This is a genomic window from Streptomyces sp. NPDC001108 (genome assembly GCF_053598535.1).
Window position 1 is genome coordinate 313190 of sequence record NZ_JBSFKL010000004.1, and the last position, 21315, is coordinate 334504.

At 73.5% G+C, this 21315-nt stretch carries 18 protein-coding genes; 10 read left to right on the plus strand and 8 right to left on the minus strand.

Annotation, left to right across the window (positions count from 1 at the left end):
- Positions 1-8: 8 nt before the first annotated feature.
- Positions 9-2483: an FtsX-like permease family protein gene (locus ACWC97_RS12840; protein ID WP_450649096.1), complete on the minus strand. Its 2475-nt coding sequence runs from the start codon at positions 2481-2483 to the stop codon at positions 9-11.
- Complete coding sequence (locus ACWC97_RS12845) at positions 2483-3382, minus strand: ABC transporter ATP-binding protein (RefSeq protein WP_450649098.1); 900 nt, start codon at positions 3380-3382, stop codon at positions 2483-2485. Before ACWC97_RS12845 ends, ACWC97_RS12840 begins: the two co-directional genes overlap by 1 nt.
- A 373-nt stretch (positions 3383-3755) precedes the next feature.
- Here ACWC97_RS12845 and ACWC97_RS12850 point away from each other — a divergent pair, with 373 nt between their 5' ends.
- A complete protein-coding gene (locus ACWC97_RS12850) occupies positions 3756-4967 on the plus strand; it encodes a cation:proton antiporter (RefSeq protein ID WP_450649100.1) in 1212 nt (403 codons plus the stop codon).
- A 105-nt stretch (positions 4968-5072) separates the two neighbouring features.
- On the opposite strand, the gene ACWC97_RS12855 is transcribed toward ACWC97_RS12850, so the two are convergent.
- Entirely contained in the window at positions 5073-6218 is a 1146-nt protein-coding gene (locus ACWC97_RS12855; RefSeq protein WP_352275325.1) for a PP2C family protein-serine/threonine phosphatase, read from the minus strand.
- A gap of 104 nt (positions 6219-6322) precedes the next feature.
- Here ACWC97_RS12855 and ACWC97_RS12860 point away from each other — a divergent pair, with 104 nt between their 5' ends.
- Positions 6323-7555 carry a GNAT family N-acetyltransferase gene (locus tag ACWC97_RS12860; protein ID WP_450649102.1) on the plus strand — a complete coding sequence of 411 codons (1233 nt, stop codon included), beginning with the start codon at positions 6323-6325 and terminating at the stop codon, positions 7553-7555.
- On the opposite strand, the gene ACWC97_RS12865 is transcribed toward ACWC97_RS12860, so the two are convergent.
- From ACWC97_RS12865 to ACWC97_RS12875, 3 genes are all read right to left on the minus strand, one after another.
- Positions 7552-8361 (minus strand): Fpg/Nei family DNA glycosylase, encoded by an 810-nt coding sequence (locus tag ACWC97_RS12865; RefSeq protein WP_352275328.1) that lies wholly within the window; start codon positions 8359-8361, stop codon positions 7552-7554. The two genes, ACWC97_RS12860 and ACWC97_RS12865, sit on opposite strands and share 4 nt — an antisense overlap.
- 90 nt (positions 8362-8451) lie before the next feature.
- Entirely contained in the window at positions 8452-8940 is a 489-nt protein-coding gene (locus ACWC97_RS12870) for a ribose-5-phosphate isomerase (RefSeq protein ID WP_352275330.1), read from the minus strand.
- A gap of 132 nt (positions 8941-9072) precedes the next feature.
- Positions 9073-9669 carry a biotin transporter BioY gene (locus tag ACWC97_RS12875; protein WP_352275332.1) on the minus strand — a complete coding sequence of 199 codons (597 nt, stop codon included), beginning with the start codon at positions 9667-9669 and terminating at the stop codon, positions 9073-9075.
- Between the two features lie 446 nt (positions 9670-10115).
- Between ACWC97_RS12875 and ACWC97_RS12880 the strand changes: the two genes are divergently transcribed.
- Complete coding sequence (locus ACWC97_RS12880) at positions 10116-11597, plus strand: amino acid permease (protein WP_450649105.1); 1482 nt, start codon at positions 10116-10118, stop codon at positions 11595-11597.
- Positions 11598-11606: 9 nt separating this feature from the next.
- On the opposite strand, the gene ACWC97_RS12885 is transcribed toward ACWC97_RS12880, so the two are convergent.
- Positions 11607-12224, minus strand: a complete 618-nt coding sequence (locus ACWC97_RS12885; RefSeq protein WP_352275336.1) for a histidine phosphatase family protein — start codon at positions 12222-12224, stop codon at positions 11607-11609.
- A gap of 37 nt (positions 12225-12261) precedes the next feature.
- Positions 12262-13683 carry an FGGY-family carbohydrate kinase gene (locus ACWC97_RS12890; protein ID WP_450649107.1) on the minus strand — a complete coding sequence of 474 codons (1422 nt, stop codon included), beginning with the start codon at positions 13681-13683 and terminating at the stop codon, positions 12262-12264.
- Between the two features lie 161 nt (positions 13684-13844).
- Between ACWC97_RS12890 and ACWC97_RS12895 the strand changes: the two genes are divergently transcribed.
- From ACWC97_RS12895 to ACWC97_RS12925, 7 genes are all read left to right on the plus strand, one after another.
- The gene (locus ACWC97_RS12895) at positions 13845-15281 is read left to right on the plus strand and encodes an extracellular solute-binding protein (RefSeq protein ID WP_450649109.1); all 1437 of its coding nucleotides are present in this window, start codon (positions 13845-13847) and stop codon (positions 15279-15281) included.
- Positions 15282-15286: 5 nt separating this feature from the next.
- Entirely contained in the window at positions 15287-16231 is a 945-nt protein-coding gene (locus ACWC97_RS12900; protein ID WP_352275341.1) for a carbohydrate ABC transporter permease, read from the plus strand.
- 58 nt (positions 16232-16289) lie between these two features.
- Positions 16290-17120, plus strand: coding sequence for a carbohydrate ABC transporter permease (locus ACWC97_RS12905; RefSeq protein WP_450649112.1), 831 nt, complete (start codon positions 16290-16292; stop codon positions 17118-17120).
- The gene (locus tag ACWC97_RS12910; RefSeq protein WP_450649114.1) at positions 17117-18226 is read left to right on the plus strand and encodes an ABC transporter ATP-binding protein; all 1110 of its coding nucleotides are present in this window, start codon (positions 17117-17119) and stop codon (positions 18224-18226) included. Before ACWC97_RS12905 ends, ACWC97_RS12910 begins: the two co-directional genes overlap by 4 nt.
- 41 nt (positions 18227-18267) lie before the next feature.
- On the plus strand, positions 18268-19041 hold the full coding sequence (locus ACWC97_RS12915; protein WP_385205157.1) for a DeoR/GlpR family DNA-binding transcription regulator: 774 nt from the start codon (positions 18268-18270) through the stop codon (positions 19039-19041).
- A gap of 144 nt (positions 19042-19185) precedes the next feature.
- Positions 19186-20259: an ABC transporter ATP-binding protein gene (locus tag ACWC97_RS12920; RefSeq protein ID WP_352275348.1), complete on the plus strand. Its 1074-nt coding sequence runs from the start codon at positions 19186-19188 to the stop codon at positions 20257-20259.
- Positions 20259-21305: an NAD(P)-dependent oxidoreductase gene (locus ACWC97_RS12925; protein ID WP_352275349.1), complete on the plus strand. Its 1047-nt coding sequence runs from the start codon at positions 20259-20261 to the stop codon at positions 21303-21305. The genes ACWC97_RS12920 and ACWC97_RS12925 overlap by 1 nt, the downstream gene beginning before the upstream one ends.
- The last annotated feature ends 10 nt before the right edge of the window (positions 21306-21315 follow it).

The following is a 21315-nucleotide window of genomic DNA, read 5'->3' on the forward strand; positions in this document are numbered from 1 at the left end:
CCCGGACTCTACGGCCGGGCGTCCGCCGTCCGCAGGGCCGCCCGGGCGGGGAGCAGCATGGCGGCGAGGCCGAGGCCGACCGTCGCGGCGACGAAGGTCCCGTACAGGAGCGGCGGAATGTACGGGTCCTCGCCGGTCAGGCCCCTCGTCATCGGGAAGAGCGTGGCCAGCGCGATGGCCGTGCCGAGGACGGCGCCGGCCACGGTGACCAGCAGCGCCTCCCAGCGGACCATGCCCAGGACCTGGCGGCGGGTGGTGCCGACCAGGCGCAGGACGGTCAGTTCGCGGCGGCGGTCGAGGACGGTCATCACCAGGGTGTTCACGGCGGCGACGGCGGCGAATCCGCCGAGCACGGCGGCCATGACGGTGTTGGCCCAGGCGTTCAGTTCGCGGGCCTCGTCCTGCGCGGCGGCGTAGCCGGTGGCGTCGGTGACGGTGCCGAGCGCGGCGAGCCCCTTCGCGCCGGCCGGGGTGGCGTGTACCAGGACCTCGGAGGCGTACGGCGCGGTCACGCGGTCGGCGAGGTCGGCGGCGGGGAAGGTGAGGAGGCTGGTGCCGAGGACGCGTCCGTAGACGGCGACGACCTGCGGCCGCGCCGGGGTGCCGTCCGGGAGGCGCAGGGCGAGCCGGTCGCCGGTGCGGACCCCCGCGGTGTCGGCGAGCGTGGTGTCGACGGCGACGGTCCCGGGCCGCAGGGCCGCGAGGGAGCCGGTCCGGACGTCGAGGTCCTGGACCTTCGTGAGCTGTGCGCCGGTGCCGATCACGCCCTGCGCGGAGGCGGCCTGGAGCTGTGGTCCGGGGCCGGCGGAGACCAGTACGGAGGTGCGGAGCAGGCCGACGGCGGTGGTGACGCCCGGGGTGGCGGCGGCCCGTGCGGTGGCGTCGGAAGTGAGTCCTGCGGGTCCGGTGACGATGTGGTCGGCGGTGATCGCGTCGCGCTGCTGGTGGGCGGTGGCGCGCTCCTGGCTGGTCTGCATGAAGACGAGCGTGGACGCGAAGGCCATGGCGAGGACGATCGGGGTGATCGCGGAGGCCAGCCGGCGGGAGTTGGCGCGGGAGTTGGCGGCGGCCAGCGAGCCGGGGGCACCGGCGGCGCGCAGCGCGAGTCCGAGGACGGCGGCGCAGCCCCGGGCGATGACCGGGCCGAGCAGCCCGACCGCGAGCATGAAGAGCATGACGACGCCGAGGGCCGCGTTGGCGGAGTCGTCGCCGGAGGTGCTGGCGGCGACCCCGGCGAGGGACCCGCCGCCGATCAGGGCGAGGACGCCGAGGGGGGTGCGGACCGGGCCGAACGCGGAGCGTTCCACGGCGGTCTCGGCGAGGGCGAGTCCGGGCTTCATCCGGGCGGGGCGCCGGGCGGCGAGGAATCCGGCGCCCACCGCGGTGAGCAGCGACAGCACGACGGCGGCGGCGAACGGCATCCAGGAGATCTTCAGGCCGACGGAGTCGAGGACGGCGCCCCGGTCCTGGAGCTGGCCGAACCACCAGCCGGCCAGGGCGGTGCCGGGGAGGCAGCCGAGCGCTCCGGCGAGCGGGGCGACGAGAAGCGCCTCCGTGGCGATGGTGCGGCGGAGCTGGCGCGGGGTGGCGCCGATGGCGCGGAGCAGGGCGTACTCGCGGCCGCGCTGGCCGACGGCGAGCGCGACGGTGCCGGCCGCGGTCATGACGGCGACCAGGGTGGCGACGGCGCCGAAGGAGACGCTGAGCCCGAAGAGGAGTTCCTTGGTGGAGGCGAGGGCCGGGGTCTCGACGGCGCCCCGGTCGTCGCCGGTGTGGACCTGGACGGTGGCGGTGCGGCCCACGGACGCGCGTACCTGGTCGGCGAGGGCGGTGGTGGCGGTGCCCGGGGCGGCGAACACGGCGACGGCGTCGACCCGGCCGGGGTGGCCGGAGAGCCGGACGGCCTGAGGGTCGGTGAACCAGACGGTGCCGGGGGCGGCGGCCGTGCCGGAGACCCGGAACGCGCGGGGGCCGGCGGGGGTGTCGAGGGTGACGCGGTCGCCGGTGTGGGCCTTGCCGCCGGCGGGGAGGACGACCTCGCCGGTGCGGGGCGCGGTGCCGTCGGCGAGCGTGGCGCCGGTGAGGACGGCGGAGCCCCAGCCGTGGGCGGTGAGGGGGATGCCGCCCTGGCGTACGGGGTAGGTGACGTCGCCGATCGCCCCGGCCGCGCCGGGGGCGTGCGCGGCCCTGGCGACCAGGGTCTCGGGCAGCCGGGCGGTGTCCGGGATCAGGACGTCGGCGGTCTCCTCGCTCTCGCCCTGGCCGACCTTCAGATGGATCTGCTGGTCGGCGGCGACCACCACGGGGGCCTTGGCGTAGCGGTCGGCCGGGACCGAGGCGCGCAGGCCGGTCTCCAGCAGGATGCCGCAGGCGGAGGCGATGGCGGCGGCCAGCAGGAGCGCGACGAAGGTCCCGACGAACGAGGAGGGTTTGAACCGGACGGCGGCGCGGGCGAGACCGTTCGGGGCGTGCGGGGTGAGCATCAGGCAGCCGCTCCTGCGGGGCCGGGGGCGGTACGGGCGGTCAGTCCGGTCATCCGGGCGGCGATCCGGTCGGCGCCGGAGCGCGGCAGCCGGTCGGCGATCGCGCCGTCGGCGAGGAAGAGGACCTGGTCGGCGTAGGACGCGGCGACGGGGTCGTGGGTGACCATGACGACGGTGGCGCCGAGCTGGTCCACCGCGTTGCGGAGCAGGGCGAGGATCTCGGCGGCCGTGGTGGTGTCGAGGGCGCCGGTCGGCTCGTCGGCGAAGACCACGTCGGGCCGGGTGACCAGGGCGCGGGCGACGGCGACGCGCTGCTGCTGGCCGCCGGAGAGCTGGGCGGGGCGGCGGCCGCCCTTGTCGCCGAGGCCGACCCGGGCGAGGATCTCGGCGGCCTCGCGGCGGCCGCGTGCGGAGCGGGTGCGCTGTCCGGCCAGGCGCATCGGCAGGACGACGTTCTGCTCGACCGTCAGCGACGGCAGCAGGTTGAAGGACTGGAAGACGAAGCCGAGGCGGGTGCGGCGCAGTTCGGTGAGCCGGTTCTCGCTCATGCCGGTGATCTCGGTGCCGCCGAGGCGTACCGAGCCCTCGGTGGGGCGGTCGAGTCCGGCCGCGCACTGGAGGAAGGTCGACTTCCCGGAGCCGGAGGGGCCCATCACGGCGGTGAAGGAGGCACGCGGGAGGGCGAGGTCGATGCCGCGCAGCGCGTGGACGGTGGCGCCGCCCCGGCCGTACTGGCGGCGTACACCGCGCAGTTCGACGGCGAGGTCGGCGGCGCGGCCCCCGGCGCGGGGGTCCTGGACGCCGACGGGCCCCCATGCGTCCGTGGTGCCGGTCCCATGGTGGAGGTCCGTCGGGTACCGCCCGTCCTGCCCGCGCCGCCTGGTGGCTCGCAGCCCCATGTCGTCCGCCTTCCGTTGATCGTGCGCTCGTCGGCCGAGCGGCCGTTTCGTCGGCCCCTTCGGCCGTGTTCCGAACCTATGGAGCGGAGGCGGTCGCGGGACATGGCGGCTGCTGGCGGATCCGGGGTGGGGAAAACCCCAGCCCGCGTCGGGGGAAGACCGAAAGGGCGAGGTGGGAACGGGGTCCGCGGCACCGGAGGGCAGGGCGGGAGCACGGGGGGCCGCGAGGGATCGGGGAGCGGTCGAGCCGACTTTTGACCAAGGGATACTTGCAACGTCAATCGTTCGGTAAACTAATTACTGACGCTTTCTTGACGCTCTCTTGACCAAGTGAAGGATCGGGCTCATCGGACACGCAGACACGCTCATCGCCATGGGCGGCGCCTTCCTGGCCGCCGCTGTTCTCGCCCGCGTCGGCAGCCGCATCGGACTGCCGACCATCCCCCTCTTCATCCTGGCCGGAATCCTGCTCGGCCCGCACACCCCCGGCATCGTCCTCGTCGCCGACCCGCACGAGCTGGAGATGCTCTCCGCGCTCGGCCTGGTGCTGCTGCTCTTCTACCTCGGTCTCGAATTCCATCTCGACGACCTCAAGACCGGCGGCCGCAAGATGGCGATCGCCGGTGGCACCTATCTCGCCCTGAACGTCGGCGCCGGGCTCGGCTTCGGCTTCGCGCTGGGCTGGGGCACCTCCGAGGCGCTGGTCCTCGCCGGGGTGCTCGGCATCTCCTCGTCGGCGATCGTCACCAAGGTCCTGGTCGACCTGGGCCGGATCGGCAACCCCGAGACCAAGCCGATCCTCGGCATCATCGTGGTCGAGGACGTCTTCCTCGCCCTGTACCTGGCCGCCCTCCAGCCCATCCTGTCCGGCGCCGACAGCCTCTCCTCCGCGGCGGTCGACGGCGGCAAGGCCTTCGGCTTCCTGCTGCTGCTCGCGCTCGCCGCCCGCTTCGGCACCCGGGTCATCGGCAAACTGATCAACACCCGGGGCGACGAACTGCTGGTCATCTCCTTCCTCGGCGTCGCCGTGCTGGTGGCGGGGGTCTCGGAGTGGTTCGGGGTCGCGGACGCGATCGGCGCCTTCATGGTCGGTCTGATGCTCGGCAGCACGACCTCCGGCGAACGCATCCTGAAGCTGGTCCATCCGCTGCGGGACGCCTTCGGCGCGATCTTCTTCTTCGCCTTCGGGCTCTCCATCGACCCCGGCGACCTGCCGGTCGTGTTCTGGCCGGTGCTGGCCGCCGTCGCGGTGACCCTGCTCATGAACGTCCTGGCCGGCCTCGCCGCCGCGAAGGTCTACTCCTTCGGCCCGCAGGCCACCGCGAACATCTCCACCACGCTGGTGGCGCGCGGCGAGTTCGCCCTGATCCTCGCCACGATGGCGGCGGCCGCCGGGCTGGACGAGCGACTCTCCCCGTTCATCGCGGGCTATGTGCTGCTGCTCGCCGTACTGGCTCCGCTGGCCGCCGGGCGCTCGCACTGGCTGGCCCGCATCCTCCCGGGCGGCCGTGACCGCGACCGGGACCGGGGCAGCGGGAACGGCGCCGGTGAGGATGCCGCCGAACCACTCGCGGTACGGACCTGAGCCCGCCCGGCGGTCACCCCCGCACCTGCGGCCCGGTCGCGGGCACGGCCACCAGTGCCGTGTCCGGGCCGGGCCGTACCCGGGACGGCCCGTACGTGCGGCGGCTCAGGCCCGGCGCGACAGGAGGAGCAGCGCCCGGTCGTCGTTGACGTCCTTGGCGCAGGCCTCGATCAGATGCCAGGCCGCGCCCTCGAAGCCGGTGGCGACGTAGCGGTCGGCCTCGCCGGTCAGCCGGTCGATGCCCTCGGCGATGTCCCGGTCCGACGCCTCGACCAGGCCGTCCGTGAAGAGCATCAGGACGTCGCCGGGGGCCAGCGAGCCCTTCACGGCGTCGAACTCGGCCCCGTCGTACACCCCCAGCAGCGGGCCCTCGGCGGCGATCTCCTCCCACTGGCCGCTGCCCGCGTGGAGCTGGAGGGCGGGCGGGTGGCCGGCCGAGAGGAGTTCGTAGTCGCCCGATTCCAGGTCCAGCACCAGATGGATCGAGGTGGCGAAGCCCTCGTCCCAGTCCTGGCGCAGCAGATAGCCGTTGGCCGCCGGGAGGAAGCCGTGCGGCGGCAGCGAGCCGAGCAGCCCGCCGAAGGCCCCGGAGAGCAGCAGGGCGCGGGAGCCCGCGTCCATGCCCTTGCCGGAGACGTCGGTGAGCACCGCCTCCAGGGTCCGCCCGCCGTTGGTGCGGGCGGCGACGACGAAGTCCCCGGAGAAGGACTGGCCGCCCGCCGGGCGCAGCGCCATCTCGCGGTGCCAGCCCTCCGGCAGCCGGGGCAGGGCGCTCTGGACCCGGATGCGTTCGCGGAGGTCGAAGAGCATGGTGCCGCCGCGCCGCCACGGCACCCCGACCCGGGCCCGGAACTGCGCGAGGACCAGCCCGAACAGGCCGCAGGCGGCGACCACCAGGACCACGCCCGGGGTCACCCGGGCCGCGCCGTCCTTGTAGGGCCCCAGCACGGCCGACTCCACGATCAGGGCCGTGGCGGCGGTCGCGTACAGCCCGAGCAGGCTGGCCGGGCGCAGCAGCAGACCGCCCGCGACGATCGGCAGCACGAGCGCGGACGGGGAGCACCAGAGGGGCTGGAGGAGAGTGGCGACGGTGATCGCGGGAATGGTCAGCATCAGGCCGGCCAGGGCGATCCAGTCCGATCCGTCGCCCCGGAAGTAGTCGACCCCGGATCTGCGCAGCGTGACGCGTACCCGGTGCGCCGATTTCCGCAATCGGGCCGGGTACGTCTCTGCTCCTGTGCGTCGTGCCATTGCGGGGACCTTATCCACCCGGCCGCCCGAGGTGGAGGGGTACCCCGTGGCAATGCGTTCGAAATCGGTTCGCTCCGCCGTCGAAGCCCTGGTAGGCATGGCCCATGACTACTGAGCTCCGTGTACTGCGTCCGTCCGAATGGAACCAATGGTTCGAATGCCTGGAGCTGGCGTTCGGGGGCGTTCCGGAGTCGCCGGAGGAGCGGGAGCTGTTCCAGGAGCTGACCGAGCCGGAGCGTTCGCTCGGTGTCTGGGACGGTGACGACGTGGTCGGCACGGCGGGGGCGTTCAGCTTCCGGGTGGCGGTGCCGGGCGGAGCGGTGGTGCCCGCGGCGGGGATCACGATGGTGAGCGTCGCCTCGACGCACCGCAGGCGCGGGCTGCTGACCTCGATGATGCGCCGTCAGCTGGACGACATCCGGGCGCTGGGCGAGCCGTTCGCCGTGCTGACGGCCTCGGAGCCGGTGATCTACGGCCGGTTCGGCTATGGCGCGGCCTCGCGGCAGATGTCGCTGACGATCGAGAAGGACCGGGTCCGGCTTGAGGTGCCGCCGGGCACGGACGCGGTGCGGCTGCGCCACGCGAAGCCGGACGAGGCGCTCGCGGCCTGCGAGGGCGTGTACGCGCGGCTGGTGGCGGGCCGCCCCGGCGTCCCGGCCCACGGGCCCGGCTGGGAGCGCAAGCCGATGGTCGACCCGGCCTCCCAGCGGCAGGGCGCCTCGGCCCAGCAGTGCGTGCTGGCGGAGCTGGACGGACAGGTCGTCGGCTATGTGAACTACCACCTCAAGCCCGCGTGGGAGCCGTCCGGCCCCAAGGGGACCGTGGAGGTCAACGACCTGCAGGCGCTGAACCCGGCGGCGTACGCGGCGCTGTGGCGGTTCGTCTTCGACATCGACCTGATGACGACGGTCGTGGCCGGCAACCGCCCGGTCGACGACCCGGTCCTGCACCTGGTGTCGGACACCCGGCGGTGCAACGTCCGGGTCCGCGACTCCCTCCATGTCCGGCTGGTGGAGCTGGGGGCGGCGCTGGAGGCGCGGACCTACCGGGGCCCGCTGGACGTGGTGTTCGACGTGGAGGACGCGTTCTGCCCGTGGAACACCGGGCGCTGGCGGCTGACCGCCGACGCGAAGGGCGTCGCGACCTGCCGCCGGACCGAGGACCCGGCCGACCTGGCGCTCTCGGTGCGGGAGCTGGGCTCGGCGTATCTGGGCGGCGAGGCGCTGAGCGCGCTGGCCGGGGCCGGGCGGGTGCGGGAGCTGACCCCGGGTGCGCTGGCGGAGACCTCGGCGGCCTTCCTCTCCGACGTCGCGCCCTGGCTGCCCCGGGGGTTCTAGGCGGCCTGGCAGCCGGGGCACCAGAAGAGGTTGCGGGCGGCGAGGTCGGCGGTGCGGATCTCGCCGCCGCAGATGTGGCAGGACTGGCGGGCGCGGCGGTAGACGTACACCTCGCCGCCGTGGTCGTCGACGCGCGGCGGGCGGCCCATCGCCTCGGGCAGGTGCTCGGGGCGGACGGTGTCGATCCGGTTGTTCCGTACGCCCTCGCGCATCAGGGCCACCAGGTCGGCCCAGATCGCGTCCCACTCGGCGCGGGTGAGGTCCTTGCCGGGCCGGTACGGGTCGATGCCGTGCCGGAAGAGCACCTCGGCGCGGTAGACGTTGCCGACGCCCGCGACGACCTTCTGGTCCATCAGCAGGGCTGCGACGGTGATCCGGCTGCGGGAGATCCGCCGCCAGGCCCGCTCGCCGTCCTCGTCGGTGCGCAGCGGGTCCGGGCCGAGGCGGTCGTGTATCGCGCGCTTCTCCGGCTCGGTGAGCAGGGCGCAGGCGGTGGGGCCGCGCAGGTCGGCGTGGTGTTCGTCGTTGAGCAGCCGCAGCCGGACCGTGTCGGTGGGCGGCGGGGCCGGGACGGTGCCGAAGCCGAGCTTGCCGAAGAGGCCCAGGTGGATGTGGACCCAGCCGGTGTCCCCGAAGCCGAGGAAGAGGTGCTTGCCGTGGGCGTCGACCCCGGTGAGGGGCAGCCCGTCGAGCAGCGCGGCACCGGCGGCGAACCGGCCCTGCGGGCTGCTCACCCGCACCGGCCGTCCGGCGAAGCGTTCCTCGTGGTCGGCGGCGAGGCGGTGGATGGTGTGTCCCTCGGGCACAGCGGCGGCTGCTCCTCGGTTCCTTGCGGGGCGGGTACGGAAACGGCTGTGCCGCCGGGGGCGGCCCGGCGGCACAGGAGGTGGGTGGGCTCAGCCCTGCTGCGGGTGGTGGGCCGGGATCGGGGGGAGCTCGCCGGTCGTCTCGTACGCCGTCAGCATCTCGATGCGGCGGGTGTGGCGCTCCTCGTTCGAGTACGGCGTGGCGAGGAAGATCTCGACGAACCTGGTGGACTCCTCCACCGGGTGCATCCGGCCGCCGATGGCGATCACGTTGGCGTTGTTGTGCTCGCGGCCCAGGGCGGCGGTCTGCTCGCTCCAGGCCAGCGCGGCGCGGACGCCCTTGACCTTGTTGGCGGCGATCTGCTCGCCGTTGCCGGAGCCGCCGATCACGATGCCGAGGCTCTCCGGGTCCGCTGCCGTCCGCTCGGCGGCGCGGAGGCAGAACGGCGGGTAGTCGTCCTGGGCGTCGTAGATGTGGGGTCCGCAGTCGACGGCCTCGTGGCCCTGGGCCGTGAGCCACTCGACGAGGTGGTTCTTGAGTTCATAGCCGGCATGGTCCGAGCCGAGGTACACGCGCATGCATCCGAGTGTGGCACGTGCGGCGCGCACCGGCCGCCATCGGGGTCCGGGACCGGACCCGTACGGACGGCGAGGGCCCGCCGTCCGCGTTCGTCCACGCGGTCCGGCGGGCCCTCGTACGGGCGGGGGGCGTCAGCCCCGGCGGCCGGCCAGCTTCCAGGCGGCGGGCAGCGCGCCCATGGCGAGCGCGGCCTTCAGCGCGTCACCGATGAGGAACGGCACCAGGCCGGCCGCGATCGCGGCGCTCGCCGACATGCCGGTGGCGAGGGCCAGGTAGGGGACGCCGACCGCGTAGATGATCGCGGAGCCCAGCACCATCGTGCCCGCGGTCCGCAGCACGGAGCGGTCGCCGCCCCGGCGGGCGAGGCCGCCGACCACGGCGGCGGCGAGCAGCATGCCGAGGACGTAGCCGAAGGAGGGGAAGCCCATGCCGGAGGTGCCCTCGGAGAACCACGGCATGCCCGCCATGCCGACCAGCGCGTAGACCGCGAGGGAGAGGAAGCCGCGGCGGGCGCCGAGCGCGGTGCCGACCAGGAGCGCGGCGAAGGTCTGGCCGGTGACCGGGACCGGGGAGCCGGGGACCGGGACGGCGATCTGGGCGGCTATGCCGGTGAGCGCGGCGCCGCCGAGGACCAGGGCCGTGTCGACGGCGTAGCGGTGCCGGGCGGCGGGGAGCAGGTCGGCGAGGACCGCTCCGGTGCGGGCAGGGGCGGCGGCAGCAGTGCTCATCGGGACTCCGCGGGGGTGAGGGCAGACGGGGACAGATTGAGCCCGACGTTAGCCCACCGGTTAACGCCCGATCACCATCCGTGGCCCACAAAGCGCTGTCGGAGCGGTTGGTGGAGTCTGCACAAAGAGGGTCGTTCAACCGCGCGGCGGCGTGATGATCATCACTGGAGGTGGGGGCGGATCGACCCCGGTCGGACGACGGGCGACGCCCGGGAAGGACTGTAGGTTTCCCACCAAAACGACCGGGGGGCCTCCCTCCGGTCGTCGGCGCGGTCGCCGCCGCGCGGTCGGCCGGACACCTGGCGTGAACAGGTTGTCCGCATAGCGGACGATGATTCCATGGGGGCGGTCGCCCCGCCCAGACTGTCCGCGCGGATCCCACACTTCCGCAATCCCCGTATCCCCCCACATCCCCCCACGTTTCACCGAGCGAACAGAGCACGTCCATGCCACGGAAGTCCGTGCCTCCCCCCACCGGCCCCTCCTCCCCCGCCGACGGCCCCGGACCCGAAACCGAAACCGGGACCGGGGCCGGGGCCGAAGCCGCGAGCGGGTCCGGAACCGGTGCCGATACGGCCCTCGGTCACGGCCTCAAGCAGCGCCACCTCTCGATGATCGCCCTCGGCGGCGTCATCGGGGCCGGCCTCTTCGTCGGCTCGGGCAAGGGCATCGCCGCCGCCGGTCCGTCGATCGTCGTGGCGTACGCCGTCTCCGGGCTGCTGGTCATGCTGGTGATGCGGATGCTCGGCGAGATGTCGGCGGCGTACCCGGCCTCCGGTTCCTTCTCCGTGCACGCGGAGCGGGCGATCGGCCCGTGGGCGGGGTTCACCGCGGGCTGGGCGTTCTGGGTGCTGCTCTGCGTCGCCGTCGGCCTGGAGGGGATCGGCGCGGCGAAGATCGTGACCGGCTGGCTGCCCGGCACGCCCCAGTGGGCCTGGGTCGCGCTCTTCATGGTGGTCTTCATGGGCACCAACCTGGCCGCGGTGAAGAAGTTCGGCGAGTTCGAGTTCTGGTTCGCCGCCCTCAAGGTCGCGGCGATCACGCTCTTCCTGGTGCTGGGGGTGCTGGCGGTGCTGGGCCTGCTTCCCGGTACGCCCGCCCCGGGGACCGCCAACCTCACCGGCGCGGGCGGATTTCTGCCCAACGGGGCGGAGGGCCTGGTGATCGGGCTGCTCGCCTCCCTCTTCGCGTACGGCGGGCTGGAGACCGTGACGATCGCCGCGGCGGAGTCCGACGACCCGGTGAACGGGGTCGCCAGGGCGGTCCGTACGGCGATGTGGCGGATCGCGCTCTTCTACGTCGGCTCGATGGCGGTCGTCGTGACCCTGGTCCCGTGGAGCGACCCGAAGGTCGTGGAGGTCGGCCCGTTCTACGCCGCCCTGGACCACCTCGGCATCCACGGCGCCGCGGAGATCATGAACGTGGTCATCCTGGTCGCCCTGCTCTCCGCGATGAACGCCAACATCTACGGCGCCTCCCGGATGGCCTGCTCGCTGGTGGCCCGCGGCCAGGGCCCGGCGCGGATCGGCCGGATCTCCTCGGGGGTGCCGCGCACCGCGGTGCTGGTCTCGTCCGGCTTCGGCTTCCTGTGCGTACTGCTCAGCTACTGGCGCCCCGAGGACGTCTTCCCGTGGCTGCTCAACATGGTCGGCGCGGTGATCCTCGTCGTCTGGGCCTTCATCGCCGTCTCCCAGCTCGTCCTGCGCCGACGGCTGGAGCGCGAGTCGCCGGACCGGCTGGTCGTGCGGATGTGGCTCTTCCCGGGGCTGACGGTGGTGGCGCTGCTGGCGATGGCGGGCGTCTTCGTGCTGATGCTGCGCCAGCCGGACACCCGGGACCAGCTCGTGGCCTCGGGCTCCCTGACGCTGGTGCTCGCCGCCATCGGCCTGGTGCGCCAGCGGCGGGCGTCGGCGGCCGCCCGGGGCTGACGGCTCCCCTCAGACGTCGCAGGGCACGTTGAGGGAGAGCAGCGCGGCACCCTCCGGCCCGAGCCGGACCTCGCTCACCGCCGCGTTCAGCAGCCTCGGCAGGACCCGGCGGTAGCTGCCCGCCGGGATCGCCAGCAGCTCGCAGAGGACCAGCCGCAGCAGGGTGTTGTGGGCGACGACGAGGACCCGCTGCCCCGGGTGGGCGGCCGCGATCCGGCGCAGCGCCGCCGTGCCCCGGGCGGCGGCCGCCCGAGGGTCCTCCGCCCCCGGGAAGGGGTGGGCGACCGGGTCGGCGCGGTACTCCCGGGCCCGCTCAGGCTGCTCGGCCGCGAACTCCGCCAACGTACGCCCCTCCACCGCGCCGAAATCGCATTCGCGCAGGTCGTGGTCGCGGCCGGGAGTGAGGCCGAGCGCCTCGCAGGCCGGTCGCGCGGTCTCGACGGCCCGGCCGACCGGGGAGGTCCACACCGCGTCGACCCCGTTGCGAGCCGCCCAGGCGCCGAGCCGTCCGGCCTGTCGGCGGCCCTCCTCGGTCAGCGCGATGTCGCTGACCCCGGCGTAGCGGTTCTCCGCGTGCCAGACGGTCTGCCCGTGGCGGGCGAGCAGCAGGGTGGCGGGGGCGGTCATGGTGTCTCCGTTCGGGTGCGGGGGCGGTGGGGGAAAGTCACGGGTGCTCGGCGCGGGTGCGGGCGTGGGCGGCGACCCGGCCGGGCAGCCAGCCGCGCCGCTCCAGTTCGGCCACCAGGGTGAGGTACGGCTCGGTGTACCACGCGGTGCGCACCGGGTGCGGGTGCAGCACGTGGCGCAGCCGCACCATCCGGCCCGCCACCTCCTGGAGGCTGCCCGCGCCGCCCGCCCCGTACGCGGCGAGGATCGCCATGCCGAGGGCGGGTTCGCTGTACCGCGGGATGTGCACGGGGCGGCCCAGGACGTCGGCGCGCAGCCGGCTCCAGTGGCCGCTGCGGACCGCGCCGCCGGTGAAGGTGAGCCGGTCGTACGTCTGGGCGCCGAGCAGGTCCAGGTAGTCGAGGCAGAGCCGTTCCACCAGCCCCACCCCGGTCAGCAGGGCCGCCCAGTGCTCGGCGTCCGAGGCGGGCTCGCCGATCAGGAATCCGGTGGCCTCCGGCGCCACGAACGGGAACCGCTCCCCCGTCGCCACCAGCGGGTACGCCACCACCCGGGCCGGTTCGCAGGACCGGGCCGCCTCGTCCATCCGGGCCGGGTCCACCCCCGGGAAGGCGGCCGTCAGCGCCCCGCCGCCCACTCCGGAGGCCCCGCCCGGCAGCCAGCTCCCGTCCGGCGCGCGGTGGCTGTACACCACCCCGGCCGGGTCCTCGACCGGTGACGAGGTGACCCCCTTGAGGACCAGCGTCGTCCCGAGCACCGAGTTCCAGGAGCCGACCGCGAGCGAGCCGGAGGCGAGCTGTGCCGCGCAGCCGTCCGTCATCCCGGCGACCAGCGGGGTGCCCGCCGGAATCCCGGTCTCCTCGGCGGCGGCCCGGCCCACCTCGCCGACCGGGGTGCCGGGCCGCACCACGTCCGGGAAGAGCGCGTCGGGCAGGCCGAGCTTCGCGAAGCGGCGCCGGGGCCACTCCTGCCGGACCAGGTCGTAGCCGGTCTTCAGGGCGTGGCTGGAATCGGTGGGCAGCGGCGTCCCGGCGAGTCTGGTCAGCACGGAATCGGCCTGATGGGTGATGCGTACGGTGCCGTCCGCCGCACCGCCGTGCTCCCGCAGCAGCCACATCGCCCTTGGCAGCGCCCAGCTCGGCGGGGTGCCGGCGCGGGCCGCCTCGGCCACGGCCCGGCCGTCGTCGTACATCACGCCGGGGGTGAGCGGGCGGCCCGCCCGGTCGGCCAGGAGCACGGTGCCGGAGGTGGCGCAGACGGCGAGCGCGCGCGGGGCGGGGGCGTCGGCCAGCGCCTGCCGGGTGGCCGCGCACAGCGCCGTCCACCAGTCGAGCGGCCGCTGCTCGTGCCGCGCGCCCTCGCGTCTGCCGGTGAGCGGGGCAGCGCCGCTGCCGAGGATCTCACCGCGGTCTCCCGCCACCACCGCCCGGACACTCTGCGTGCCGAGATCGATGCCCATCCACATATCGGCCCCCTCTGTGAACTTCTCACTCTGCACCGAGAATTTCCCGTGCGCGAGGGATTGACGGCCAACTTCTGCCGTTACAAGCTCTGTTAACCAGTCGTCCCGATGTGTGAACGGTCCCCCCACTCAGCTCCGGCAGGCCGTGGAGGTCACGGATGGACATGCGTGCGTACGACCGGCGTCGGTTGCTCGCCCTCGGCGGAGCCGGGGTGGCGGCCGCGGCCGCCACCCCGTTGCTGACCGCCTGCGGCACCGGCTTCGGCGGTGGTGGCGGCTCGCAGGGCGGCGGCTCCGCGGCCGACGAGGTCACCGGCTCCTTCGACTGGAAGCGGGCCAAGGGCCGCAAGGTGCGGGCGTTGCTGAACAAGCACCCGTACACCGACGCGCTGATCGCCGATCTGAAGGCGTTCACGGAGAAGACCGGGATCGAGGTCGCGTACGACGTCTTCCCCGAGGACAACTACTTCGACAAGCTCACCGTCGACCTCTCCAGCGGACGCGCCTCCTACGACGTGTTCATGCTCGGCGCGTACATGGTGTGGCAGTACGGTCCGCCGGGCTGGCTGGAGGATCTCGGCCCGTGGATGCGCAATGAATCGGCCACCGGGGCGGAGTGGGACCGGGAGGACTTCTTCCCCAACCTCCTCGCCGCCGACCAGTGGTCCCTGAAGGCGGGCGCGCCGCTCGGCCGGGGCGGGCAGTACGCGCTGCCGTGGGGCTGGGAGACCAATGTCGTCGCGTACAACACCGAGGTGTTCTCCAAGCTGGGGCTGAAACCCGCCGAGACCTTCGACGAGCTGCGCGAGACCGCCGCGGCGATCAGCCGCCGGGCGTCGGGGGCGGGCTTCGATGGGATGTACGGGGTCGCGGTGCGCGGCTCGCGCAGCTGGGCGACGATCCACCCCGGCTTCATGACGATGTACGCCCGCAACGGCCTGAAGGACTTCACCGTGGAGGGCGGGAAGGTGCGGCCCGCGATGAACTCCCCGGAGGCGGTCGCCTTCACCCGGGACTGGGCGGAGATGGTAAGGAAGGGCGGGCCGCCGTCCTGGACCTCGTACACCTGGTACCAGTGCTCCAGCGACCTCGGGGCGAAGAAGGCGGGGATGCTCTTCGACGCGGACACCGCCGCCTACTTCCAGGCGGTGGAGGGGGCCTCCCCCGCCTCCGGGAAGATCGCCTTCCACCCGGGCCCCGAGGGGCCCGGCGGCTCCCTCGACACGAACATGTGGATCTGGTCGCTGGGGATGAACGCGCGCAGCCGCCAGAAGTCCGCCGCCTGGCTCTTCCTCCAGTGGGCGACCGGCAAGGAGCACCTGCGCAAGGGGGCGGTCGAGCACCACCACATCGATCCGGTACGGAGGTCGATCAGCCAGGACGCCGCGTACAAGGACCGGATGCGGGCGATCCCCGGCTTCCTGGAGACCTTCGAGACGGTGGTCGACCGGACGCGTATCCAGTTCACCCCGCAGGAGCAGTTCTTCGACGCGACGACCTCCTGGGCGGCGGCGCTCCAGGAGATATACGGCGGGAAGAACGCGTCGTCGGTGCTGAACGGCCTGGCCGGCGAGCTGGCCGCGAAGGTCGGCTGACCGGGGTGCGCGGCACGGCACGGAAGGTGCGGGAGGAACCCGGGGTACGGGAGGCGCGGGTGGTGTCGGCCCGGCGCCGGGCGCTGCGGCCGTATCTGCTGATCGTGCCCGCGCTGCTGCTGACCGGCGGCATCCTCTACCCGTTCGGGCTCGGCCTCTACTACACGGCCTTCGACTTCGCGGCGAGCAAGCCGCGCCCGGACCTGGTGGGGTTCGGCAACTACCACCGCATCCTCACCCAGCCCGCGTTCTGGGACTCGGCCCGGGTGACGGTGGCGTACGCGGTCGGCGCGGCGGCGGTCGAGACGGTGCTCGGGGTGGCGGTGGCGCTGCTGCTGCACCGGTCCAGCCGGGTCGGCCGGGTGCTGGAGAAAATCCTCATCCTGCCGCTGATGATCGCGCCGGTGATCGCCGCGATCATGTGGAAACTGATGCTCCAGCCCTCGGTCGGGGTGGTGAACCATCTGCTGGAGCCGGTGGGCCTGGGCGGGGTGCAGTGGACGGACACGCCGACGGGGGCGCTGCTCTCCTCGATCGCGGTGGACGTGTGGGTCTACACCCCGTTCGTCGCGGTGCTGGCGCTGGCCGGACTGCGGTCGCTGCCCGTCTCCCCGTTCGAGGCGGCGGCGGTCGACGGGGCGGGCTGGTGGTTCACCTTCCGGCGGCTGACGCTGCCGATGCTCTGGCCGTACGTCCTGGTCGCCGTGATCTTCCGGTTCATGGACTCGCTGAAGGTCTTCGACATCATCTACGCGCTGACCGAGGGCGGCCCGGGCGACTCCACGATGGTGCTCCAGATCCGGGCGTACCTGGAGGCGATCCGCTTCCAGCGGTACTCCTTCGGGATCAGCTACATGATCGTGCTGTGGGCCGTGGTCTATCTGGTCACGATGGCGCTGGTGCGCTATCTGGGCCGGGTGCAGAGCCGTGCGGCGGAGGTGCCCGCATGATCCGGGGCTGCCACGCGCGGGCCCGGGTGGGCCGGGGCCGGGCGGCGGGGGTGGCCGGATGAGGCACCGGGTGCTCGCCGTCGCCGCCGATCTGGCGCTGATCGGCTATTTCGTCTTCTCGCTCTTCCCGGTCGTCTGGATGGTGGTGCTGTCGCTGAAACCGGCGAACGAGCTGTTCAGCACGTACTTCTCGTTCACCCCGACGCTCGACTCGTACCGCACGGTGCTGGGCTCGGGGGACGACCAGGGGGTGCCGTTCCTCCGCTTCTTCGTGAACAGCCTCGTCGTGTCGCTGGGGGCGGTCGCGCTGTCGCTGGTGGTGGGGCTGCCCGCCGCGTACGCCGCCGCGCGGTGGCGGTTCCGCGGCTCGGAGAACCTGATGTTCACACTGCTCTCGTTCCGCTTCGCGCCCGAACTGACCGTGATCATCCCGCTGTTCGTGCTCTACCAGCAGCTCGGGCTCTTCGACACCTACGTCGGCATGGTGTGGGTACTCCAGCTGGTGACGCTCCCGCTGGTCGTCTGGATCATGCGCTCGTACTTCCAGGACCTCTCCCCGGAGCTGGAGCAGGCGGCGCTGCTGGACGGCTACACCCGCAAACAGGCGTTCTTCCGGGTGGCGCTGCCGCTGGTGCGGCCGGGGATCGCGGCCGTCTCGCTGCTGGCGTTCATCTTCGCGTGGAACAACTTCGTCTTCCCGCTGATCCTCACCTCGTCGAGCGCGCAGACGGTGACGGTCGGCGCGCTGTCCTTCCTCGGCGGCGACCGGCCCCGGTACAACCTGACGGCCGCCGCCGCCCTGGTCTCGGTGGTCCCGCCGCTGGTGCTGGCCCTCACCATCCAGCGGTACCTGGTGCGCGGGCTGTCGTTCGGGGCGGTGAAGTCATGACCGGCCCGGCCGCCCTCGCGCTGCGCGGCGTCAGCAAGCGGTACGGGCGGACCACCGCGCTCGACGGGCTCGACCTGGAGGTCGCCGAGGGCGAGTTCTTCTGCCTGCTCGGCCCGTCCGGGGCGGGCAAGACAACGACGCTGAAGACGATCGCCGGCCTCGTCGAGCCGGAGGCCGGGACGGTCGAACTGGGCGGCGCGGACATGGCGGGCGTGGAGCCGTACGACCGGGGCGTGGCCATGTGCTTCGAGTCGTACGCGCTCTACCCGCACCGCACCGTGTACGACAACCTCGCCTCCCCGCTCCGCTCACCGCGCCACCGCCTCCCCGCGCACCTGGCGCGCGAGCGGATCGGGGAGGTCTCCGAACTGCTGGGGATCGGGGCGCTGTTGGACCGCCCGGTGGGGCGGCTCTCCAACGGGCAGCGGCAGCGGGTGGCACTCGGCCGGGTGCTGGTGCGGCCGGCCCGCGCGTTCCTGCTGGACGAACCCCTCTCGCACCTCGACGCGAAGCTGCGCCAGGCGATGCGGGCGGAGCTGCGGGCGATCGGCGCGGTCCGGAACACCACCACGCTCTACGTCACGCACGACTCGGTGGAGGCGCTGGCGCTCGGCGACCGGATCGGGGTCCTCCGGGACGGCCGCACGGTGCAGACCGGCACCCGCGAGGAGGTGTGGCACCGCCCGTACGACACCTTCGTCGCCCGGTCCTTCGGCTGCCCGCAGATCAATCTGCTGCCGGGCACGGTGACGGCCGAGGGCGCTGTCCGGGCACCGGACGGGGCGTACGAGCTGCCGCTGCGCGTCCCCGTGCCGCCCGGCACCGAGGTCCAACTGGGGCTGCGGCCCCGGGACGTCGCCCTCGGGGAGCCGCCGCCGGGCACCGCGTACGGGCTGGCCGGCGCCGTCCACGTCACCGAACTGCTGGGCCGGTCCACCGAGGTCACCGTCCGGCTCGGCGGGCAGCGGCTCTCGTTCGTCGTACCGCGCGCCGAGGCGGCGGGGCTGAGCCCCGACCGCCCGGTCCGGCTCTCCGTACGGCCTGAGAGTCTGCTGCTGTTCGAGGCCGACCGGCCGGCACGTCCAGGACGAAGGATCAGCACGTGAGCAACGTTCCGCAGCGGGGCCCCGCCCCCCGCCAGGCATCCATGGCCGAGTACGTCCTCGCGCAGGGCGAGGTGAGCGCCGCCGAACTGGCGGAGCGCTTCGACGTCAGCCTGATGACCATCCACCGCGATCTGGACGAGCTGGAACGCCAGGGCATCGTCCGCAAGTTCCGCGGCGGGGTCACCGCCCAGCCCTCCGGCGTCTTCGAGTCGAACGTCTCCTACCGGCTGAAGACGATGCGGGCCGAGAAGGCCGCCATCGCCGAGCGGGCCCTGAGGCTGATAGAGCCGGGCATGGCGGTGATGCTGGACGACTCGACGTCGACGCTGGAGATAGCCCGCCGGCTGCGCTCCATCACCCCGCTGACCGTCGTCACCAACTTCCTGGAGGCGATCAACCTGCTGTCGCAGGAGCGGGGCATCCATCTGATGGGCCTGGGCGGGGACTTCGACCCCCTGCACTCCTCGTTCCTCGGCGTGTCGTGCGTGGAGGCGGTGCAGTCGCTCCAGGTCGACGTCTGTTTCACCTCCACCTCCGCGGTGTCCGGCGGCTTCGCCTACCACCAGGAGCAGCACATCATCTCGGTGAAGCGGGCGATGCTCGACTCGGCGAGCCGCAACGTGCTGCTGCTCGACCACTCGAAGCTGGGCCGGGTGGCCCTGCACCGGCTGGCCCCGCTCTCCCGCTTCGATCTGCTGCTGGTCGACGACGGGGCCTCGCCGCGGGCGCTGCGCGAACTGGACGAGCACAAGGTGCCCTACGAGGTCTGCCCCACCGGCCGTTCCACCGGCGCGGAGGGCGGCGACGACGGATGACCCCGACGCGACGAGGCGGCGATGACGTGTGACTGAACCGACGAGGCGCCGGCCGGACGCGGGCACCCCGGGGCTCCGGCCGGGCGTGGTGGCCGGGGCCGCCGCCTCCCGGACGGGGACGGCCGCCGGGGCGGTGGTGGCCCCGTGACCGGGCTGGCGCTGCGCGCGCTGCGCAAGACCTACACCGGTCGGGGCCGGGCCGCCGTCGAGGCCGTCCGGTGCCTCGACGTCGAGCTGGGCTCCGGCGAACTGCTGGGGCTGCTCGGCCCGTCCGGCTGCGGCAAGTCCACGACCCTGCGGATGATCGCCGGTCTGGAACCGGTGACCGGCGGCGACATCCTGATCGGCGGCACGTCGGTGGTGGGGCTCCCGGCCCGGCGGCGCAACATCGGGGTGGCGTTCGAGAACTACGCGCTGTACCCGCCGCTGACGGTGGCCGGGAACCTGGCCTTCGGGCTCGCCGCCCGCGGCGGCCTCGGCCGGGCGGAGATCCGTCGCAGAGTGGCGGAGATGGCCGCCCGCATCGGGATCACCGAGCTGCTGGACGCCCGCCCGGCCGGGCTCTCCAGCGGCCAGAAGCAGCGGGTCGCACTGGCCCGGGCCCTCATCCGGGAGCCCGACGTCCTCCTCCTGGACGAGCCGCTCTCCCATCTGGACGCCGCCCAGCGGGACACCACCCGGCGCGAGCTGAAACGCATCCAGCGCGACAGCGGGCACACCGCCATCCTGGTGACGCACGACCAGGAGGAGGCGCTGTCGCTCGCCGACCGGATCGCGGTGATGCGGGACGGCGCGATCCAGCAGCTCGGCACGCCCGAGGAGATCTACGACGCCCCGGCCAACCTGTTCGTCGCCGACTTCGTCGGGGAACCCTCGATCAACCTGCTGCCCGGCACCGCCGACGGCTCCGGCGGGGTACGCCTCTCCGACACGGTCCGCCTCCCGGTGGCGCACCGGCTCGCGGCGGGACGCGCGGTGGTGCTCGGCATCCGCCCGGAGGACCTGTGCCTGGACGACACTGGTGCACGGGCGCGGGTCGCCGCCCACGAACCCCTGCTGGAATCCGGCATCACCACGCTGTCGCTCGACGGGGTGGCGAAGCCGCTGGTCGTCGTGGTCGGCCCGGAGGTACGGCCCGACCGGGACGACACCGTACGCATCACCGCCGATCCCCGGCACGTCCATGTCTTCGACGCCCAGACAGGAGACGCTCTGTGATGACCCGTTCCGAGACGGTTCGCCCGGTGACGAGGATTCTGCTCGCCGGTGACCACTTCGTCCGCAATACGCTGCTGGCCGAGGCCCTGTACCGGGCGCTGGGCCCGCTCACCGTGGAGCCCCGCCTCGACGAGCTGACCCTGCCCTGGCCGCTCGAACCCTTCGGCCCCGTCGCCGAGGTGACCGAGGCGAGCGACGCCGAGGACGCGCTGATCGCCGCCCTGGACGGGGTCGAGGTGTGCGTGACCCAGATGGCCCCGTTCACCGAGCGGGTGCTCGCCGCCGCACCCGACCTCCGGCTGATCGTGGTCTGCCGGGGCGGCCCGGTCAATGTGAACGCCGCCGCCGCCCGCGCCCGGGGCGTGCACGTGTGCTTCGCGCCGGGGCGCAACGCGGCGGCGACCGCGGAGTTCACCGTCGGGCTGATGCTGGCCGCGCTGCGCCGGATCCCCGAGGCGCACCACGCCCTCGCCGCGGACGGCCGCTGGGACGCCACCCACTACACGTACGAGAACTGCGGCCTGGAGCTGGAGGACACCCCGGTCGGGCTGGTCGGCTACGGCGCGGTGGGCAGCCGGGTGGCCCGGGTGCTCGCCGCGTTCGGCGCGCGGGTCGAGGTGTACGACCCGTATGTGCGGGGCGATGTGCACGGCATGCGGGCCGGTTCGCTGGAGGAGTTGCTGGCCCGTTCGCGCGTGCTCACGCTGCACGCCCGGCTGACCCCGGAGTCCCGGCATCTGATCGGGGCCCGGGAGTTGGCGCTGCTGCCGCGCGGCGCGGTGCTGGTGAACGCGGCCCGGGGCGCCCTGCTGGACACGGACGCGCTGTGCGACGCGCTGGACTCGGGACAGTTGCGGGCGGCGGCGCTGGACACGTACGAGCAGGAGCCGCCGCCGCCCGGATCGCGGCTCTTCCGTACCCCGCACCTCCTGATGACCCCGCACGTCGCCGGGGCCAGCCGGGCCGTCGCGGAGAAGGCGGCCGGGATCGCGGCGGCCGAGGTGGCGCGCTACGTGCGGGGCGAACCGCTCGCCCACGCCCTCTGAGGGGAGCTGT